Origin of the sequence: Streptomyces sp. NPDC052682 (genome assembly GCF_040678435.1) — a bacterium.
GTDB lineage: Bacteria > Actinomycetota > Actinomycetes > Streptomycetales > Streptomycetaceae > Streptomyces.
On sequence record NZ_JBFATS010000007.1, the window covers coordinates 296,350 to 312,924 of the forward strand.

Here is a 16,575-nt window from a genome sequence, read left to right on the forward strand (position 1 = left end):
CCCGGCCGCCCGCCGGCACCGGCTTGGCTCGCTCGGCGTGGAGCAGGTCGCCCAGGCCTCCTCCGGGCGGCATGGTCCACCTGCCCGTACACGGGCACGGCGCGCTGGTGAACTGCCGGCCGCGTCACGTCCGCCTACTCCGATGAGAAGCGGTCGAGCAGAGCGTCCAGTCCGGCCGTCAGGCCGTCGGGTCCGCCCCGCTCGGCGAGCGCGGTGGCCGTCTGCCGGAGTCTGGGAAGTTCCTGGACCGACAGACGGTGCAGGCCGAGCCGGAAGGCTGGATCGGGCTCCTCCGGGTTGTCCACCATGGGCTGCAACTCGACGGACACATAGCCCAGGAGCCAGGCGGTATAGGCCCGGAAGACGGCGGAGGCGGCGGCCTCGTCGAAGCCTGCTTCCCTGAGCAGGACGAACACGCGCTCATGATCCCTGAGGATCGCTGCCGGCCGACGCGTCAGCGGAACCGCCAGCATGCGCGTGGCGAGCAGCGGCACCGCCTGGGGATGGGCGAGACAGACGGCGTACATCGTCCGGGCGATGCGATGGAGTTCCCTGCGCCACGCGGGGGAATCAACCGCGGCGGAGATCTCCGGCTCGGAGGCCAGTCGTTCCTCCAGTTCGAGGTACAGCGCCTCGACCAGGCCGTCCAGCAGGGCGTCCTTGCTCGACGCGTACCGGTAGAGCGCCATCGCCTCCACGCCGAGCTCCGCGCCGAGGCGGCGCATGCTCAGCGCGCTCAGGCCGTCCCGGTCCACCAGATCCAGCGCGGAGGCCAGCACCCGCTCGCGGCTCAGCCGGCCGTAGCGGCCGCGGTCGCTGGCCCGCCTGGCCTGGCCTGCCTCAGGGCCGTTCACCATTGCTGCCTCCTCAGGGTGCGCCATCGGGGCGCTCCCCCTCTGCGGCGTATGCAAACACGATCGGACGTGGCTGGTCTGCTCTGCCACTCCGGTGTGCGGCGTGCGGACCGTCACAGCCGCCGGGTGCGCCACGTCGAATCGCACCCGGTCCGAGCAGCGTGGATGATGAAATAACCAGTTTTCTCCTGTTTCATCCACAGGGCTGAAGGGAGATCCGGATGCTCTTCACAGCGGAGCTGCGCGGTCTGGTGCCCCTGCGGCAGGCCGGTCTCCTGACCCGTCCTGCGGATGCCGGGGTGGCCCGCCGCCTGGCGGACTCCCTCGTCCCCGAGGGTGTGGGCCACGGAGAGCCTCAGGCGCCGCGGCGGACCGTCTCCGATCTCCTGGTGTTCCGCCTCGATGCGGGGACGCGGCCCGTGGTGGTCAAACACCCCCGCAGCACACGCGCGTCCGCGTCGCTGGCGCGCGAGTGCGACGCCGTGCGGGAGTTGCGGTGTGACGAGCGCCTGGGATCGTGGCGGCACCTGCTGCCGGTGGTGGAGCAGTGCCGTCTGGGCGAGCCCTTGCCCATGGTGGTGGAGACCTGCCTGCCGGGCATCGAAGCCGACGCGCTGCTGCAGCGTTCCCCGCAGCTGGCCCGCCCGGTCACGCGGTCCGCTCTCCGGGTGATCCGCGAGCTGCACCAGGCCACCGGGCGGACCGAAGAGGTGACGGCTCGGGTGGGCGACTGGATCGACCCCCGGCTGGCGGTCCTGGCCGAGGAAGTGCGTTGGTGTCGCCGGGGCAAGGGCGCGGAGGCCATGACCGTACTGCGCGAACAGATGGTCCGTGCCCTGGCCGGGCGAAGTCTGCTGGTGGCCTGGACACACGGCGATTTTCATCCTGGAAACGTACTGCTGGGGGGTGCGCCGGGGGAACTGAGCGGAGTGATCGACTGGGGAGGCGCCATCGCCGACGGTCCGTCCCCACTCGACTGTCACACCTTCGTCCTGACCGTGCGGCATCAGCTCGAAGGGCGGCAGCTCGGCCGGGTTGTCGCCGATGTGGTGCGGAACGCTGCCCTCCTGCCCGAGGACCGGAGACTGCTCGCAGAGGCGGGGGCGCTGCCTTCCGATGACCAGGGCGGGACCGTCCTGACGTTGTTGGCGTGGCTGTGGCATGTCGCCGGGAACGTGGCCAAATCGGCGCGGTACGGGCGCAGTCACCGCTGGGTCGCCGGCAACGTCGTCCCCGTGCTCAGCGAGGTGGCCGCGCGCGCACCACTGTGACCCGCAGGTTGGAGAGTGACGGCGATGCCATGACCGGATGGAAAGCCCGGCAGCGTACGGTCCAGGGACCTCGCTCGAGATGCCCGGCCCCGCCGCCCTGTCTACGCTCGATCCATGGGCACGTGGGCCTTCGACCGCGAGCGCCGCTTTGCGGAACCCACGCCCCGTGGGAGAAGCCGTGAGCACACCTGCTGAACTCCTGACCCGTACCCCGGGCGGCGCCGCCCGCATCACGTCTCCGGCACCACGAGAAGCCTGGTGGCAGCTCAGCAGGCAGGACGCGGACGCACATGTCAGCCAGACACCCACCTGGCTCGACTGCCTGTGCGGCACGGGGCCGTACCGGGACGCGAGCCGACTGTACGAGTTCGACAGCGGGAGCCGCATTGTCGTTCCCCTCGTCCGCAGGAGGTCGGGTGCGGCGTGGCTGGATGCGGAGGAGTCCTGGCCGGCCGACTGGGGCATCGGCGGGCCCCTGTCCTCCGGCGCGGTCGCTCCAGCGGAAGCGAGGGCCGTCTTCGAGGACCTCGCTCGGCTGGCGGCTCTGCGGGTCGGTGTGCGGTTCCGGCCGGAAGGCAGCGATGTCTGGGAGGGCACCGTGCCTGCGGGCTTCTGGCGGGAGCCCCACATGACACAGAGACTGGATCTCGACGGCGGATTCGCCACCGTCTGGGAGCGTCGCTTCCACCGGCACGTTCGGCGCGAGGTCCGCAAGGCGGAACGCTCGAAGGCCGAGGTCGACGTCGATCGTACCGGCCGGCTCGTTCCGCAGTTCTACAGCTTGTACGAGCAGTCGATCGAGCGCTGGGCCGCGCAGCAGCATGAGCCCCTGGCTCTGGCGCGGTGGCGCAGGAGGCGGGCGTTTCCCAGGAACCGGCTGGAAGCGGTGGCCGCTCGCTTCGGCGAGTCGTGCACCATCTGGATGGCCTCGTGCGATGGGGAGCCGGCCGCCGCCATCGTCGTGCTGAGCCATGGCGGTCACGCCCGGCTGTGGCGCGCCGCCATGAACCGCGACCTGGCCCATCCGCTGCGGGTCAATCCTTTGCTGCAGAAGCTGGCGATCGAGGATGCCTGCGCCGCCGGTTACCGGCACTACGACATGGGCGAGTCGAGCCCCGGATCCTCTCTCGCTTCCTTCAAGGCGGGTTTCGGGGCGGAGAGTCACTCCTCTCCCCGCTATGTCCGTGAGCGGCTCCCGGTCTCCGCGGCCCAGCGCAATCTGCGGAGGTTCGTCAAGACCGTACTGCGGTTCCAGGATGCGTGACGCGCCGCTGTCTGCGCGCGCGAAACCCGGGAGCGCCGCACCCGGTCATCCGCCGTCCTTCCAGACGTCGAGTGGCTTGGCCTCGGCGCTGTGCCCCAGGGGATCGAGGTCGTAGGCGTCCAGCAGGGTGCGCAGCAGTCCGTACAAGTTGTTCGGCTGGGAGTAGTCGCCGGGTTCGACCTGCTCGCCGACCAGGATGGTCGGGATCTGGTTGTCCTCGTCCTCTCCGCCCTCGTCCTCGTCCCAGGTGACCACCAGGAGACTGTTGTGCGTCATCGCCCAGCGGGCGTAGTTCCCGAGGTTCTCCCGCAACCACGTGTCGGCCCGGCGGACGCTGCCGTCATGCATGTCGTTGTCGAGGTTCGGCACCACGAAAGACACGGTCGGCAGGTCGGAGAAGTCCCGTGGAAAGTCGGTCCAGGGGCGGTTGATCGAGGTCGGCAACTGGGTGAAGTTGACCCAGGGGTTGTGCCGCCGCACATACGGGCCGCTGGTGCAGCCGGTGTAGCCGGCTGCCGGCAGGCTCTCCGCGTAGCCGACGAACGTCAGGTCCGCCTGAAGCAGTTCCGTGGCCAGATTGCGCCCGGTGAAGTCGTTGGGACAGTCGTTTCCCTTCACACCCTGCGTCGAGCCCGAGAACAGCGCGAGGTAGTTGGGCTGGCTCGGATACGTGATGGCGTAGAACTGAGTGAGGTTGGCGCCCTGCCGTGCCAGTTGGTTGAGGTACGGGGCCTGAGGCGCACCGATGATGTCCTCATAGCTCCGGTTCTCCTCGACGACCACCACGACATGGTCCGGCCTGGGGACCCCGCCGCTCTTGTCCGACGCACCGCACCCCACGGCCGGCAGAAGCGCCGCCAGGGCCGCCGACGCGGCGATGAGGGCCTTCCCGGTGCGGTGCCGCAGCCGACGGCAGCGCGTCACTCGTGGTCTCACTGCTCTCCCTCTGACGATCGGTCCGTCCCGTTGAGGACCGACCCGGCTCGCGTCTCCCTGCGCCTGACCGCTGCCCACGCTGCCAGGCATATCGAACGGCAGTAACCTACCTTTTAGCAGGATATGCCCAGAATGAGTCGACGTGGCTTGCTGGTGCACCGAACGGGAGCGCGCGTGGACCGACGGCGGAAGGGCCGCCGCTGGACCCCGGCGCCCTGCGCGGTCGTCGCACCCGTCGTGCGGGAGGCATCCCCATGGACAAGCGCTCGACGCTGACGAAAGGCCGGAGCGCGCCGGACACCAGCGTCGAGACGCTGCGCCCCAGTGCATCCGCCGCCACCTCGCAGTCGCCGCGCCGCACCACAGCGCGCCAGTGGGCGGCCCGGGGCGCCCTGCCCCTCGCGCTCATCCTGTGGCTGGCGTCCTTGCGCAGCGTGAACCTCGCCGGAATGAACGACTACGGCCTGCTGCAGGTGCTGCCGGTGCTCTTCTGGATCGGCCTGGGCCTGCTCGCAGTGGGGTTCTGCGCTGCCCTGTCCGACCGGCGCACCTCGACAGGCTGGTTCGCCGCCTACGTTCTCGGCCTGATCGCGGTCCTCCACGCCACCCCCACGCTGCTGTACCCGACACTGCGGTACGGCTGGGCGTGGAAGCACGTCGCGGTCGTCGACGCGATGGTGCGCAACGGCGGCAATGTGCCAGGCGTGGAGAAACTCGACGTCTACGATCAGTGGCCGGGCTTCTTCCATCTCAACGCCTTCCTGGTTCAGGTCACGGGCCTGGAGTCGTCCCTCGGCTACGCGGTCTGGGTCCCGCCCGTCCTGAACGCGCTGCTGCTCGCTCCCCTGCTGCTGCTCTTCCGGTCCGTGACCCGTGACCGGAGGCTCATCTGGGGAGCTGCCTGGGTCTATTACTCCTGCTCCTGGGTGGGGCAGGACTACTTCGCGCCGCAGGCGTTCGCGTTCCTGCTCTTCGTCACGGTGATCGCCGTCGTCATGGATCAGTTGCCGTCGTCGAAGCGGAGAGCCCCGGCAGAGGCGTCCAGGGGCTGGCCCGCGGGCAGACTCGTGACGGTCGTGCTGATCCAGGCGGTGATCGTCTGTTCGCACCCGCTCACACCGCTGATGATGATCAGCGCGCTCGCCGCGCTGTCGCTTGTGCGCCGCAACAGACGTGTGGCGCTGCCGGTCCTGGGGTCGGCGGTGCTGTTGACCGTGGTGTGGGACGCGACGATCGCGCGGCCGTACGTCTCCGTCCACCTGAACGACTTCATCGGCGCACTGAGGGAGCCGGACGCCAATGTCGTCTCCGGGCTGGCGGCACTCGGTTCCGCCGCCCCGGGGCAGGTGCAGGTCTCCTGGATCGACCGCGGCCTGTCCGCTGCCGTGTTCCTCATGGCGGCCCTCGCGGTCCTCCTCCGGCCCTGGATCCGCCGAACCGGAATGTGGCTGCTCGTCCTGGCGCCGCTGCCGATCCTGGTGGCCAACTCCTACGGCGGCGAGATGATCTTCCGTGCCTATCTGTTCGCGCTGCCCGCGGCCGCCTTCCTGGTCTCCGCGCTGTTGTTCCGGTGGGGCAGGCGCCCGCGACTGCGGGCCGTGGTTCTCCTCCCGCTGCTCCTGGCGATGCTCGGCGGGCTGCTCTTCGGCTACTACGGGAAGGAGGCCGCGAACTACTTCACCAGGGACGAGGTGGCCGCCGCTCGCTTCATCACGGCCACGACGCCGCCTGGTTCATTGATCGTTTCACTCACCGCGGACGTTCCCGGTCTGGAGATGAACTACGACAAGCATCCGCGGATCCAACTCGACGAACAGGACATCAAGGACAGGCGACGGCTGGTCCGCAACCCGCTCGAGGGATTGGAACCGTTCATCGAAGGGGCCACCGTGCGCCAGCCGGCCTACATCGTCCTCAGCCGCGCCCAGGCCGCAGCGTGCTATCTCAATGGCACCCTGCCCGCGGACACCATGCGGCGGCTGGAGTCCGCGATGGCGCAGACATGGGGATTCGTGCGTGTCTACGACAACAAGGACGCCGTGGTCTACCGGTACCAGAACCCGGACGCGAGGCAGGAGCCGTGAGTACGCTGCGCACACCGCTGAGGCCCCACTGGAGATGGCCGCTTCGCATCGCTCTGGCCTTGTCCGGCTGGCTCGCCCTGACCGTGATGGCCACCCTGCCGGACGCGGCCTTCCTGCGGGTGCTGATCACCGTGGCGTTCCTGGTCCTGTGCCCGGGGCTGGCGGCCATGCGGTGGGTCCGGCCGGCACTGTGGGGTGACCAGGGCCGGCCGGCTGTCCTGGAGACCGCGTTGCTGGCCCTGGTCCTCAGCAGCTGCCTGACGGTCCTCGCCGTGGAGCCGTTCTACCTCAGCGGTTCGTTCACCCCGACGCGAGCGCTGATCGCCCTGACAGCCGTCACCTCCGCCCTGGCTCTGTTGCCCAAGCCCGCGAGCGCCCGGCCGCAGGCGCCGCACGCCGACAACGAGGGACCCACCGCGCCCGTCACCGATCCGGAGCGCGAGCCCGATACGGACCGGGCGCAAGCCGCCGCTGAGGCGGTTTCGGGGAGTGCCTCCGTGCCGTCGCGGGGGCCTGCGCCGAGGAGTTCCAAGGCGTCCGGTGGCCGCCTTCCCGTCGCCGTCGTCGGAGCCGGCCCGTACGGCCTGGCGACCGCCTGTCATCTGCGCGCCGCCCGGATACCGATGAGAATCTTCGGCGAGGCCATGGAGTCCTGGCGGGTCCACATGCCCGGGGGCATGCTCCTGAAGACCGCCGCAGCCGCGTCGGCGATCGCGGCGCCCGAGCCCGGGTACACGTTCGCCGACTTCCGTGCGGCACGGGGTACGCCCCAGGTGAGCGACCGCTGTCCGGTGCCCTTGGCGGAGTACGTCGATTACGGACGGTGGTTCCAGGAGAACCTGGTACCCGAACTGGAGCCGTGGCGGGTACGGCGGATCCATGCAGCCGACGGCGGCTTCAGCCTCCTTCTCGACTCCGGTGAGGAACTGCTCGCCGCCTCCGTGGTGCTTGCCACCGGCGCCGTTCCCTTCGCCTACGTCCCGGGGGAGCTCCACGAGTGCGTCAAGGCGGGCATGGCCTCGCACTCGAGCGCATACCGGGATCTCGGTGCTTTCGCGGGCCAGCGGGTGGCCGTCCTGGGCGCGGGGCAGTCCGCACTGGAGAGCGCGACGCTGCTGCACGAGGCGGGAGCCCACCCGACGGTGATCGTCCGCAGCGCGACCGTGCGCTTCGACCACCCCCCGCCGTTGAACGGAACCAGCGACCACGTTCGTCGCGGCCTGAAACCGGACTCGCCCCTGGGGCGCGGCTGGCTGCAGCTGGCATGCCGCCACGGGACGGGCTACCGCCATCTACCGGCACCCGTGCGCCTGCAGCTGCTGCGCAGTGTGCCGGGGCCCGCCGGCGCCTGGTGGCTGAGGGAACGCGCGCAGGGCCGGTTTCCCGTCCTGCGCGGCCGTACGCTTCTGTCCGCGCTGCCGGAAGGCGGGGCGGTGCGTCTGCGACTGGCGGACGCACACGGCTTGTCGCAGACACTCGTGGCGGACCACGTCCTGGCAGCCACCGGCTACCGGGTCAATGTGCAACGGCTGAGGCTGCTGGAGCCGGACCTCAGGAAGGCGTTGCGGACCTTTGCCGGTGCACCGCTGCTCTCGTCCGGTTTCGAGTCCTCGGTGCCCGGCCTGTACTTCACCGGTCTCGCAGCCGGCCCCACGTTCGGCCCGCTCCTCGGTTTCGTCGGTGGCACCGGGTTCGCCGCCCCCCGCCTCACCGGCGCGATCGTGGCCCGGAACAGGGGGTAGCCGTGTTTCTCCGTCGGCTGGGACCGGCACTGGCGGCCATGGCGCTGGCCTTGGCGACGGCCTGCGGCGGCGGTGGTCCGACGGTTCCTCAGCCGCCGGTTCCGGGCCGCTGGAACCTGGCCTTCCATGACGAGTTCCACGGCTCCGAACTCAACACAGAGCGGTGGGCCACCTGTTATGACTGGAATCGGGAAGGGTGCACCAACAACGGCAACGACGAGGACCAGTGGTACCTGCCCAGCCAGGCGTCCGTGGGGCGTGGGGCCCTGACCCTGGCGGCCGAGCGACGTACCACACGGGGCAGCGACGGCGAGAAGTACCCATGGCGGTCCGGCATGATCTCGACCGGTCGCGACTACTGGGACGCCCGTCCACGACGGACGTTCACCTACGGGTATTTCGAGGCGGCCATCAGGATTCCCCCGCAGGCCGGCATGTTCCCGGCGTTCTGGATGATGCCGGCGTCCCGCTTCACGCCACCCGAGCTGGACATCATGGAGTTCTTGGGAAACACTCGGCAGGTCCTCATGTACACGCACTGGCGGACACCTGAGGGCGACCGCAGCGAGCGTGGGACCTACGGCCCCGAGGCTTTCCCGGCCAAGTACCACGTGTTCGCCCTGCTGTGGACCCCCGACGAGCTGAGCTGGTACGTGGACGGTGTGCGGCGGTTCCGGGTGACTGACGCGGAGCGAATCCCCCATGTCCCCATGGAGGTCCTGGTCAATCTCGCTGTCGGGGTGCCGAACTCCCCGCCCCCGTCCGTGGACTCGGCCGAGATGAAGGTGGACTGGGTGCGCGTCTGGCAGAGGTGAGGGGCGGACCTCAATGCGCTCCGGGCAGCGGGGGCAGCGCCGCGTAGGGCCGGTCGATGGCGGCCCGCAGGTGCCGGTAGGTCCGCCAGGCTCTCGTGCCCATTCCCTCGTGGAACGGTGCCACCGGGGCTCCCGCACCGAGCGTCCACGACCGGAACCGCTCCCGGCTGGTGTCGGCCCGCACCATCAGCCTGGCGATGCGCAGGGGCTCGTCCGCGGCCGAGCTGAACCCATGGCGAACGGCCGCCGCCGAGGTCCAGCCGGCCTCACGCACCGCGCGGCGGACCGACGGGCTGGAGTACCCGTGCGGATAGGCGAAGGAGTCGACGCGATGCCCGAGTGCCTCCTGGAGCTGCTCCTTGCAGCCCTCGATCTCCTCCCGGGCGCGGCGCCGGGGCAGCGCGTCCAGCTGCGGATGGGTACGGGAGTGCCCGCCGATCTCGACGCCCATGGTGTCCAGTTCCTGCACCTGACGCCACGTGAGCATGGCGGCGGGTGGGAGGCGGCTTCCGCCGCCCGCCGCACGGTCCTGCTCCTGCAGGGCACCCGTGGTGACGTACAAGGTCGCCGGCAGTGCCCGTGCGGCCAGCAGGGGAGCCACGGTGGAGGAGAAGTCGGCGAAGCCGTCGTCGAAGGTCAGCGCGGCGGCCCTGGGCGGCAGGGGTGGCCCGCCGTGCAGCGCCGCCACGAGGCGCCGCAGGGGAACGACCGTCAGCCCACCGGCGTCCAGAAGAGCGAGCTGCTCGGCGAAGACTCGAGGGGGCACCGTGAACGGTGCGATCCACGAAGGCGGGTCCGTACACACCGAGTGATAGAGGAAGACGGGGACGGCCTGAGGTGTCATGTCCGGCTTCCCATCGCCGGTGTGGTGTCGCCGGGCTCCGTGTGCGTGCCCAGCGCAGGACCGGCGGGGTACCGGACGCGCACACGGCCGACGGCGTATCCCGTGACGGTGGCCCCGACACCCAGGGACAGCGCCGCGACGGTGCGCACAGGCGCCGCGGACCCTCCCGGCCGCAGAGCCCGCAGGAAGGCACGGGGGATGGTGGACCTGAGATACGTGCGCTCGCTGGACAGGGCGGCGATTCCATTGCTGTGCCGGGTGACCAGAGCCTTGGACAGCCCTTCTGCGTAGCAGCGGGACCTGAGGTACGACCAGCTGGCACGTGATGCGGGAACACGGTGCAGGACCGCTGCCGACGGGTCGTACAGCAGTACGGCGTCAGGGTTGCGGGCGGCGATCCGCATGCACAGCTCCGTCTCCTCACAGCCGAGCGGCCGGGTCCCCACCCGCCCCAGGTCGGTACGGAAGCCGCCGGCCGCCAGGAGCTCTGCCCTGCGGAAGGACATGTTGGCTCCGATGAAGTTGCGCACCGGCGCGGGCTCCTCGGGCAGCCCGCGGTACGAGCAGCCGACCACCCAGTCGAGTTCCGGGGGGAACCAGTCCGGCCGGCCGGTGTGCCACCGCGGAAGGACGAGCCCTCCCACGCCCACGACCTGGGGGTCGTCATAGCGGGTCAGCAGGCGGTCGGTCCACGTGGGATGAGCGGTTGCGTCATCGTCGAGGAACGCCACCACCTCACCGACGGCCGCGGCCACACCCGTGTTGCGTGCGCCGGACAGGCCCTTGCGCTCCACGTTGGGGATGACACGGACTCCGGACAGCCGGCTGCCGGCGATCCGGTAGAGCTCCGGGCAGTGGTCGACGACCAGCACGATGTCGTCCGCCGGGAGGCGCTGGGACCGTACCGATGAGATGGCGGCCTGCAGGTCGCTCCAGCGATCGAGTGTGTAGGCGCATACGATCACCGACAGGCGGGGTGTCGTGGTCATGCTGTCCTCCCTCAGGTGGGAACCAGCCATCGAGAACGCCAGACCAGCAGAGGCACGGCGATGAGGCACTCCGCCATGAGCCAGGCGACACCGGCCCCTGTCACGCCGAGCACCGGCACAAGGAGTCCCGCGATCCCCAATACCAGGACGCACAGGGTGACCTGAAGCGCGACCACCAGACGCATGTGCCTGCGTGCCCGCAACACGTCCACGGCCAGGCTGAAGACCAGGTTGGGCAGCGCGGACAGGGCCAGCAGGCGAAGCAGCGTGGTGCCGTGCTCGGAGTAACCGGCTCCGAACAGGGCGAGTATCCAGGGGGCGCCCGCCACGATCACACCGACGCCGACCAGCAGCAGCATCCCCGAGTGACGGATCACCCGCAGCCCCTGCTCGACGAGACGGTCGGGACGGCGCACTGTCTCGACGACCAGCGAGCTGCCCATGTTGCGCACCACGAGGAACAGCATGTAGCCGATGATCCAGGCGAGTGAGAAGTAGGCGCTCTGCTCTGCTCCGAGAGTGTTCAGCACGAGCAGTGGCAGGAGCGTGTACGCGGCCATGCGGAACAGCGAGCCGACGTAGTCGGCCGCGGCGTAGCTGAGCAGACGTGGCGGGCGTGCAGTCTCCCGGTTCTCGCGCTCGTGGGGTGGCACCGCCCTCCGCAACAGGAGGTAGTTGGCGACGAGGAGGGAAACGAGAAGAGCCCCGGCCCACGACAGCAGGATTCCGGAGCGGAGCGCGAGGACGGCCCCGCCCGCGAGCAGAAGGATCTTCGACACGGCGAAGACCATGTTCTCCGCCACCACCCAGCCTGGGCGGCGCAGCGCGGTCAGACCACCGTCCTGCAGCACGAAGACGGTGTACGCGGCGGTCGCCACGACGAACCAGACGCCGACCGCGGGGTTGCGCAGAAAGCCGAGACTGGGCACGAGTACGGGAATCAGGGCGAGGAAGGCGACAGCGACCAGGGCGCTCCATGAGGCGCTGACGGCGTAGCAGGTGAGGACCAATTTGCGGGTGTGCCGTCCGGAACACGGCAGGAAGCGGATCAGGAAGTCGTTGAGGTTGAGCTGGCCGATGTTGGCCAGCAGCAGAGAGGCGGAGAGAGCCGAGTAGCTCACTCCCACGACCTCGTCCTCGTACCAGTGTGTGGCCAGCAGCCAGAAGACCGAGCCGACACCCGCGTTGACGAGTGAGCTCACCGCCAGCAGATGGCCGTTGCGCACCAGGGGTTCGCTCGGCAGCACACGGGCGATCCCCGTCCGCAGGGCGGTGGCCAGGTGCCGCCGCCAGCCGAAGCCGATCGACGGGTTCGCCGGGTCGGCCGTCCTGGAGTCACCGATCTCGGGCGGGACGTACACGTCTGCCCTCACCCCCAGCCTTTGCCGACACGGTTCAGACGGCGGCTGCGCAGATACCCGTACGGCCCGTACAGCAGCCCGCACAGCTCCAGCAACGCCAGACGCCGGGACCCTTCGGTGCCCGCACTCGCCTGATCGCGGGCCCGGCGCGCGGCGTACCCGATGCCCCGGGGCAGCCTGCGCACCAGGCCCGGGATCATCCTGGGCTCGTGGAACAGGGCGCCGGTGAGGTATGCGCCGAGCCCCGCGCCGTAGCCGAACGCCTGGCTGTCCAGTGCGTCCGGTGTGCGGCGATGGCGGTGCCAGACGATTGCGTCCGGCTGGTAGGCAAGGGCGTGGCCGGCCGCCAGTACGCGGAAGAAGGCGAGCAGGTCGTCTCCGCCGTGTGCCGGGGTCCCGGTCCCCGTGGCCGGATCGAATCCGCCCAGTGCGCGCAGTGACGTGATGCGGAAGGCCATGTTGGTGCCGGATCCGAAGCGCCCTGCGGTGAAGGGGAACAACGGGTCTTCCTGTGGTTCGTGCAGGGACCATCTCCGAGGCGCGAAACCCTTGGCGAATTGACCGTGGTGCTCCAGGGCCGCCTGCGCCGCGGTCTGCAGTTCGGCCGGGACGATGAGGCCGGTGACACAGCTGACGCCGGAGTCCTGGGCAAAGCTCTCGGCGATGGCGGACAGCCATCCCGGATCGACGACCGTGTCGTCGTCGGTGAAGGCGGCGATGCGGCCGCAGGCGGCGGACAGTCCGCGATTGTGCGCGTGGGCCAGGCCGGCCACAGGCTCCCGGAGATAACGGACCCGTCCTGCGTACTCGTCCAGGACCAGCCGCTCGGCAGCGTCATCGGCCGGGGCGTTGTCGACGACGATCACCTCGAACGACGGGTAGTCCAGCCGCAGCAGGGAATCCAGGCACTGCCGCAGCATCTGCGGCCTGTTGTGCGTGGCGACGATCACGCTGACCGGAGGTGCGCAGACGGGTGCCCGAGGCGGGCCGGGCGGTTCCTCGGCTGCGGGACGGTGGGCGGGGGACGGGGCGGACAGCCGGCCGGCCGAGTCGGCCAGGTACCGCCACAGTGCGGCGGAATCGCCCGGGACCGGGTCACCGAGTGCCGCGACCATGCCGAGTGGGTGACCGCGCAGCCGCACCAAGGCCAGCACGGGCCGTCGCGGGCGGATGGGGCCGTCGCCGCCTGGCGCGCGGAACTCGCACGGCCGAGAAAGATCCATGTCGACGACATCGACCGGGACGTGCCAGCTGCCGAAGGGTGCCCGGCCTGTCTCCGAACGGGCACCGGTGACCGGCTGGGAAGCGGTTGTCATCCAGCGCTCCGTGGAGACCGGGCCGCCGACCCCGCGCCAGGCCGCTCGGACAGCAACGTCCGCAGCACCCGGCGGCCGTCGGATATGGCGTGCAGGTTCGAACGGCCGCTGCGGCGGGGCAGCTCCAGGCTCGGGACCTCGGCGATCCGCAGGCCGGAACGCAGCGCGTGGGCGACCATCTCGGTCTCGATCTCGAAACCGGAGGAATGCAGGTCGAGATCGTCCAGGAAGCTGCGGCGGAAGGCGCAGAACCCGTAGCACAGATCCGTCAGCGACGCATGATACAGGAGGTTCACGGCAGCCAGCAGGACACGGTTGCCCAGTCGCCTGAGGCGCGTGATGTCCAGCGAGCCGCCGCCGGCGATGAACCTCGACCCCTTCACGAAGTCGTAGCCGTTGTCGAGGAAGTGCAGGTAGTGCGGTATCTCCCCGGGTGTCATGCTGCCGTCCGCGTCCATCATCACGATGTAGTCGCCGGTCGCGGCAAGAAAACCGGTGCGCAGGGCGTTGCCCTTGCCCGGGCCGCTCTGCCGGACGTGGCGGACGGTGGGCAGACACAACGTGGCCATGTGCACCGTGGCGTCACTGGAGTCACCGTCGACCAGGATGACTTCGTCGACGCAGTCCGGGATCTGCTCGAAGACCCAGGGGATGTTGCGGGCCTCGTTGCGGGCGGGCACGACGAGGCTGACGGTGGCCCGGGGCGGGTCCTGCGCACGTCGCCAGGGCTGGGCGGGGCGGTCCGTGGACCGGCGGGCCGGGAGTTGTGCGCGGTCGGCATCGCGAGTGTGCGCGACGAGAGCGGGATGCCCGGTCGCATGAGCGTCGCTGTTCATGTTCTCGCCGTCTCCGAGAAGTGTGACGGGCGGGTGCCCGGTCGAGCCATGAGCGACCGGACACATCGCCGCTGTGCGGAGGCGAGCGGGGTCGGTCGCATCAGGGAGTGCGCCCGGCGCCGACTCGCCCGAACACCATATGTTTATGGCGTATACGTACATCTTTGCGCATTTTGTGCAGAGGTCAAGAGGGGTACGATCGACCTACGGCACAGTGCACAACGGCGTAGTTGAGATCATGAGCCCACGCATCGAGGACTACGCCCTCATCAGCGACCTGGAGACCGCCGCGATGGTCGGCAGCGACGGGTCGATCGACTGGCTCTGCCTGCCTCGGTTCGACTCGCCGGCCTGCCTCGCGGCGCTGCTCGGCACGCAGGACAACGGATTCTGGCGGGTGGCTCCCCTGCCCGGCGGCCGTTGTACCCGTCGCCGCTACCGGCCCGACACGCTGCTGCTGGAGACGGAGTGGGAGAGCGGGGCCGGCGCGGTGCGCGTCATCGACTTCATGCCGCCGCGTACGCAGGCGCCGTGCGTGGTCCGTGTCGTCGAAGGACTGTCGGGCTCGACCCCCATGCGCAGCGAGCTGCGGCTGCGCTTCCACCAGGGGAGGGTCGTTCCCTGGATCCGTGCCGGGAATTTCGGGACGGTCGCGGTCGCCGGTCCGGACGCCGTCTGGCTGCACGCCGACGGGCTGCCGCCGCTGACCTGCCGGCAGGACCCGACCGTCCTGGACTTCACCGTTCCGGCCGGCCGGCGCCTGGCCCTGACGCTGGCGTGGACGCCGTCGCACCGGCCGGGGGAGCCGGCGGCGCTGTCCGTCCCCGCGGAGACGGTGCTCAAGGAAACCGCCGACTTCTGGCACCACTGGACCGCCCAGTGCCGCTACGAGGGGCCGTGGCGGGAGGCCGTCGTACGGTCCCTGATCACCCTCAAGGCCCTCACCTACGCCCCCACCGGTGGCATCGTCGCCGCTCCGACCACCTCACTGCCCGGATGCATCGGCGGCGAGCGCAACTGGGACCACCGGTACTGCTGGCTGCGCGACTCCGCCCGCACCCTGTCCTGTCTGCTGCGCAGCGGGTACCGCGACGAGGCCGCGGCATGGCTGGACTGGCTGGTGCGCGCCATCGCCGGCGACCCCGCGCAGCTGCAGACCGTGTACGGGGTCGGGGGGCAGCGGCTCCTCCCGGAGACGGAGGCGCCGTGGCTGTCCGGCTACGAGGGATCCCAGCCGGTGCGGTTCGGCAACTCCGCGGTGGGCCAGTTCCAGCTGGACGTCTACGGGGAGATCCTGGACACGCTGTGGCGGTCGTTGCGGGCCGGGATCCCTCTTCCCGGCCACGTGTGGAGCCTGGTGGAATCGCTGATGGGCTATCTCCAGCGGCACCGGCGCGAGCCGGACCACGGGCTGTGGCAAGTGCGTGGCCAGGGGCGGCAGTTCGTCCATTCGAAGGTCATGGTGTGGGTGGCCGCCGATCGCGCCCTGCGCATGGCCCGGCTGCTCGGCAGGAACGGGCCCTGCGGCGAGTGGCGGGCCCTGCGGGACGACGTGCACCGTGAGGTGTGCCAGGAGGGCTGGGATCCGCGGCTGCGCTCCTTCGTGCAGTCCTACGGCTCCTCCGCCCTGGACGCCTCGTCCCTGCTGATTCCCCGGCTCGGCTTCCTGCCCGCCTGGGACGAGCGGGTCCGTGACACGGTGCGGGCGATGCGGCACCTGACCCGGCACGGGTTCGTGCGGCGGTACGCGCCGAGCGGCGCCGGCCCGTATGGACTCGACGACCTGCCCGGTCGCGAGGGCGCGTTCGTGGCCTGCTCCCTGTGGTACGCCGACGCCCTCGCGGCGACCGGTCATCCGCGGCAGGCCAGGGAAGCCTTCGAACGGGTCCTCGCCGTCCGCAACGACGTCGGGTTGCTCGCGGAGCAGTGGGACCCGGACGCGGGCCGTCAACTGGGCAACGCTCCGCAGGCCATCAGCCACATCGCCCTGGTGGAGACCGCCTTCGCCCTGTCACCGGCGCCGGGGCCCGATCCGGCAGGGGCGATCCGAGCCGTCCCGTAAGGGCTGCGCGCACCGGCCTGACTCTCCGTTCGCATCCCCGGCAAGAGCCGGCGGTCTCCGTCCGGATGCGGCACATGACCATCTGAGTAATCTGGTCTTGGAAGACGCTCGACGTTCCGGTGAGAACAAGCCCGCACAAGCCCGCTCAACCGGTGACGGGTGTACCTCCGGACGTGTCACGTCCCGCGGGCTCGCCGGTGC

General features: G+C 70.2%; 13 protein-coding genes. 6 read left to right on the forward strand and 7 right to left on the reverse strand.

The annotated features are described in order from the left end of the window. Nucleotides 1-134: 134 nt before the first annotated feature. The gene (locus AB0K80_RS13700) at nt 135-857 is read right to left on the reverse strand and encodes a TetR family transcriptional regulator (protein WP_365669035.1); all 723 of its coding nucleotides are present in this window, start codon (nt 855-857) and stop codon (nt 135-137) included. Between the two features lie 386 nt (nt 858-1,243). Here AB0K80_RS13700 and AB0K80_RS13705 point away from each other — a divergent pair, with 386 nt between their 5' ends. Both AB0K80_RS13705 and AB0K80_RS13710 read left to right on the forward strand, forming a co-directional pair. Beyond that, entirely contained in the window at nt 1,244-2,125 is an 882-nt protein-coding gene (locus AB0K80_RS13705; protein WP_365669036.1) for an aminoglycoside phosphotransferase family protein, read from the forward strand. A 178-nt stretch (nt 2,126-2,303) separates the two neighbouring features. Beyond that, nucleotides 2,304-3,389 (forward strand): GNAT family N-acetyltransferase, encoded by a 1,086-nt coding sequence (locus AB0K80_RS13710; protein WP_365669038.1) that lies wholly within the window; start codon nt 2,304-2,306, stop codon nt 3,387-3,389. Nucleotides 3,390-3,434: 45 nt separating this feature from the next. On the opposite strand, the gene AB0K80_RS13715 is transcribed toward AB0K80_RS13710, so the two are convergent. Then, the gene (locus AB0K80_RS13715; protein ID WP_365669040.1) at nt 3,435-4,313 is read right to left on the reverse strand and encodes an alkaline phosphatase family protein; all 879 of its coding nucleotides are present in this window, start codon (nt 4,311-4,313) and stop codon (nt 3,435-3,437) included. Between the two features lie 266 nt (nt 4,314-4,579). Here AB0K80_RS13715 and AB0K80_RS13720 point away from each other — a divergent pair, with 266 nt between their 5' ends. The 3 genes from AB0K80_RS13720 to AB0K80_RS13730 are packed head-to-tail and all read left to right on the forward strand — an operon-like array spanning nt 4,580 to nt 8,966. Beyond that, nucleotides 4,580-6,409, forward strand: coding sequence for a glycosyltransferase (locus tag AB0K80_RS13720; protein WP_365669041.1), 1,830 nt, complete (start codon nt 4,580-4,582; stop codon nt 6,407-6,409). 59 nt (nt 6,410-6,468) lie between these two features. After that, nucleotides 6,469-8,151, forward strand: coding sequence for an NAD(P)-binding domain-containing protein (locus tag AB0K80_RS13725; protein ID WP_365669043.1), 1,683 nt, complete (start codon nt 6,469-6,471; stop codon nt 8,149-8,151). Nucleotides 8,152-8,189: 38 nt separating this feature from the next. Beyond that, complete coding sequence (locus tag AB0K80_RS13730) at nt 8,190-8,966, forward strand: glycoside hydrolase family 16 protein (protein ID WP_365669045.1); 777 nt, start codon at nt 8,190-8,192, stop codon at nt 8,964-8,966. 10 nt (nt 8,967-8,976) lie between these two features. Here AB0K80_RS13730 and AB0K80_RS13735 read toward each other — a convergent pair whose 3' ends face one another. From AB0K80_RS13735 to AB0K80_RS13755, 5 genes are all read right to left on the reverse strand, one after another. After that, the gene (locus tag AB0K80_RS13735; protein WP_365669047.1) at nt 8,977-9,732 is read right to left on the reverse strand and encodes a polysaccharide deacetylase family protein; all 756 of its coding nucleotides are present in this window, start codon (nt 9,730-9,732) and stop codon (nt 8,977-8,979) included. 74 nt (nt 9,733-9,806) lie between these two features. Further along, on the reverse strand, nt 9,807-10,799 hold the full coding sequence (locus tag AB0K80_RS13740) for a glycosyltransferase family 2 protein (protein WP_365669048.1): 993 nt from the start codon (nt 10,797-10,799) through the stop codon (nt 9,807-9,809). An 11-nt stretch (nt 10,800-10,810) separates the two neighbouring features. Further along, nucleotides 10,811-12,160, reverse strand: a complete 1,350-nt coding sequence (locus AB0K80_RS13745; RefSeq protein ID WP_365669050.1) for a hypothetical protein — start codon at nt 12,158-12,160, stop codon at nt 10,811-10,813. Between the two features lie 8 nt (nt 12,161-12,168). Then, nucleotides 12,169-13,476, reverse strand: coding sequence for a glycosyltransferase (locus tag AB0K80_RS13750; protein ID WP_365669052.1), 1,308 nt, complete (start codon nt 13,474-13,476; stop codon nt 12,169-12,171). Next, nucleotides 13,473-14,312, reverse strand: coding sequence for a glycosyltransferase family 2 protein (locus AB0K80_RS13755; RefSeq protein WP_365669054.1), 840 nt, complete (start codon nt 14,310-14,312; stop codon nt 13,473-13,475). Before AB0K80_RS13755 ends, AB0K80_RS13750 begins: the two co-directional genes overlap by 4 nt. Before the next feature lie 238 nt (nt 14,313-14,550). Between AB0K80_RS13755 and AB0K80_RS13760 the strand changes: the two genes are divergently transcribed. Continuing rightward, nucleotides 14,551-16,374, forward strand: coding sequence for a glycoside hydrolase family 15 protein (locus AB0K80_RS13760; protein ID WP_365669055.1), 1,824 nt, complete (start codon nt 14,551-14,553; stop codon nt 16,372-16,374). The last annotated feature ends 201 nt before the right edge of the window (nt 16,375-16,575 follow it).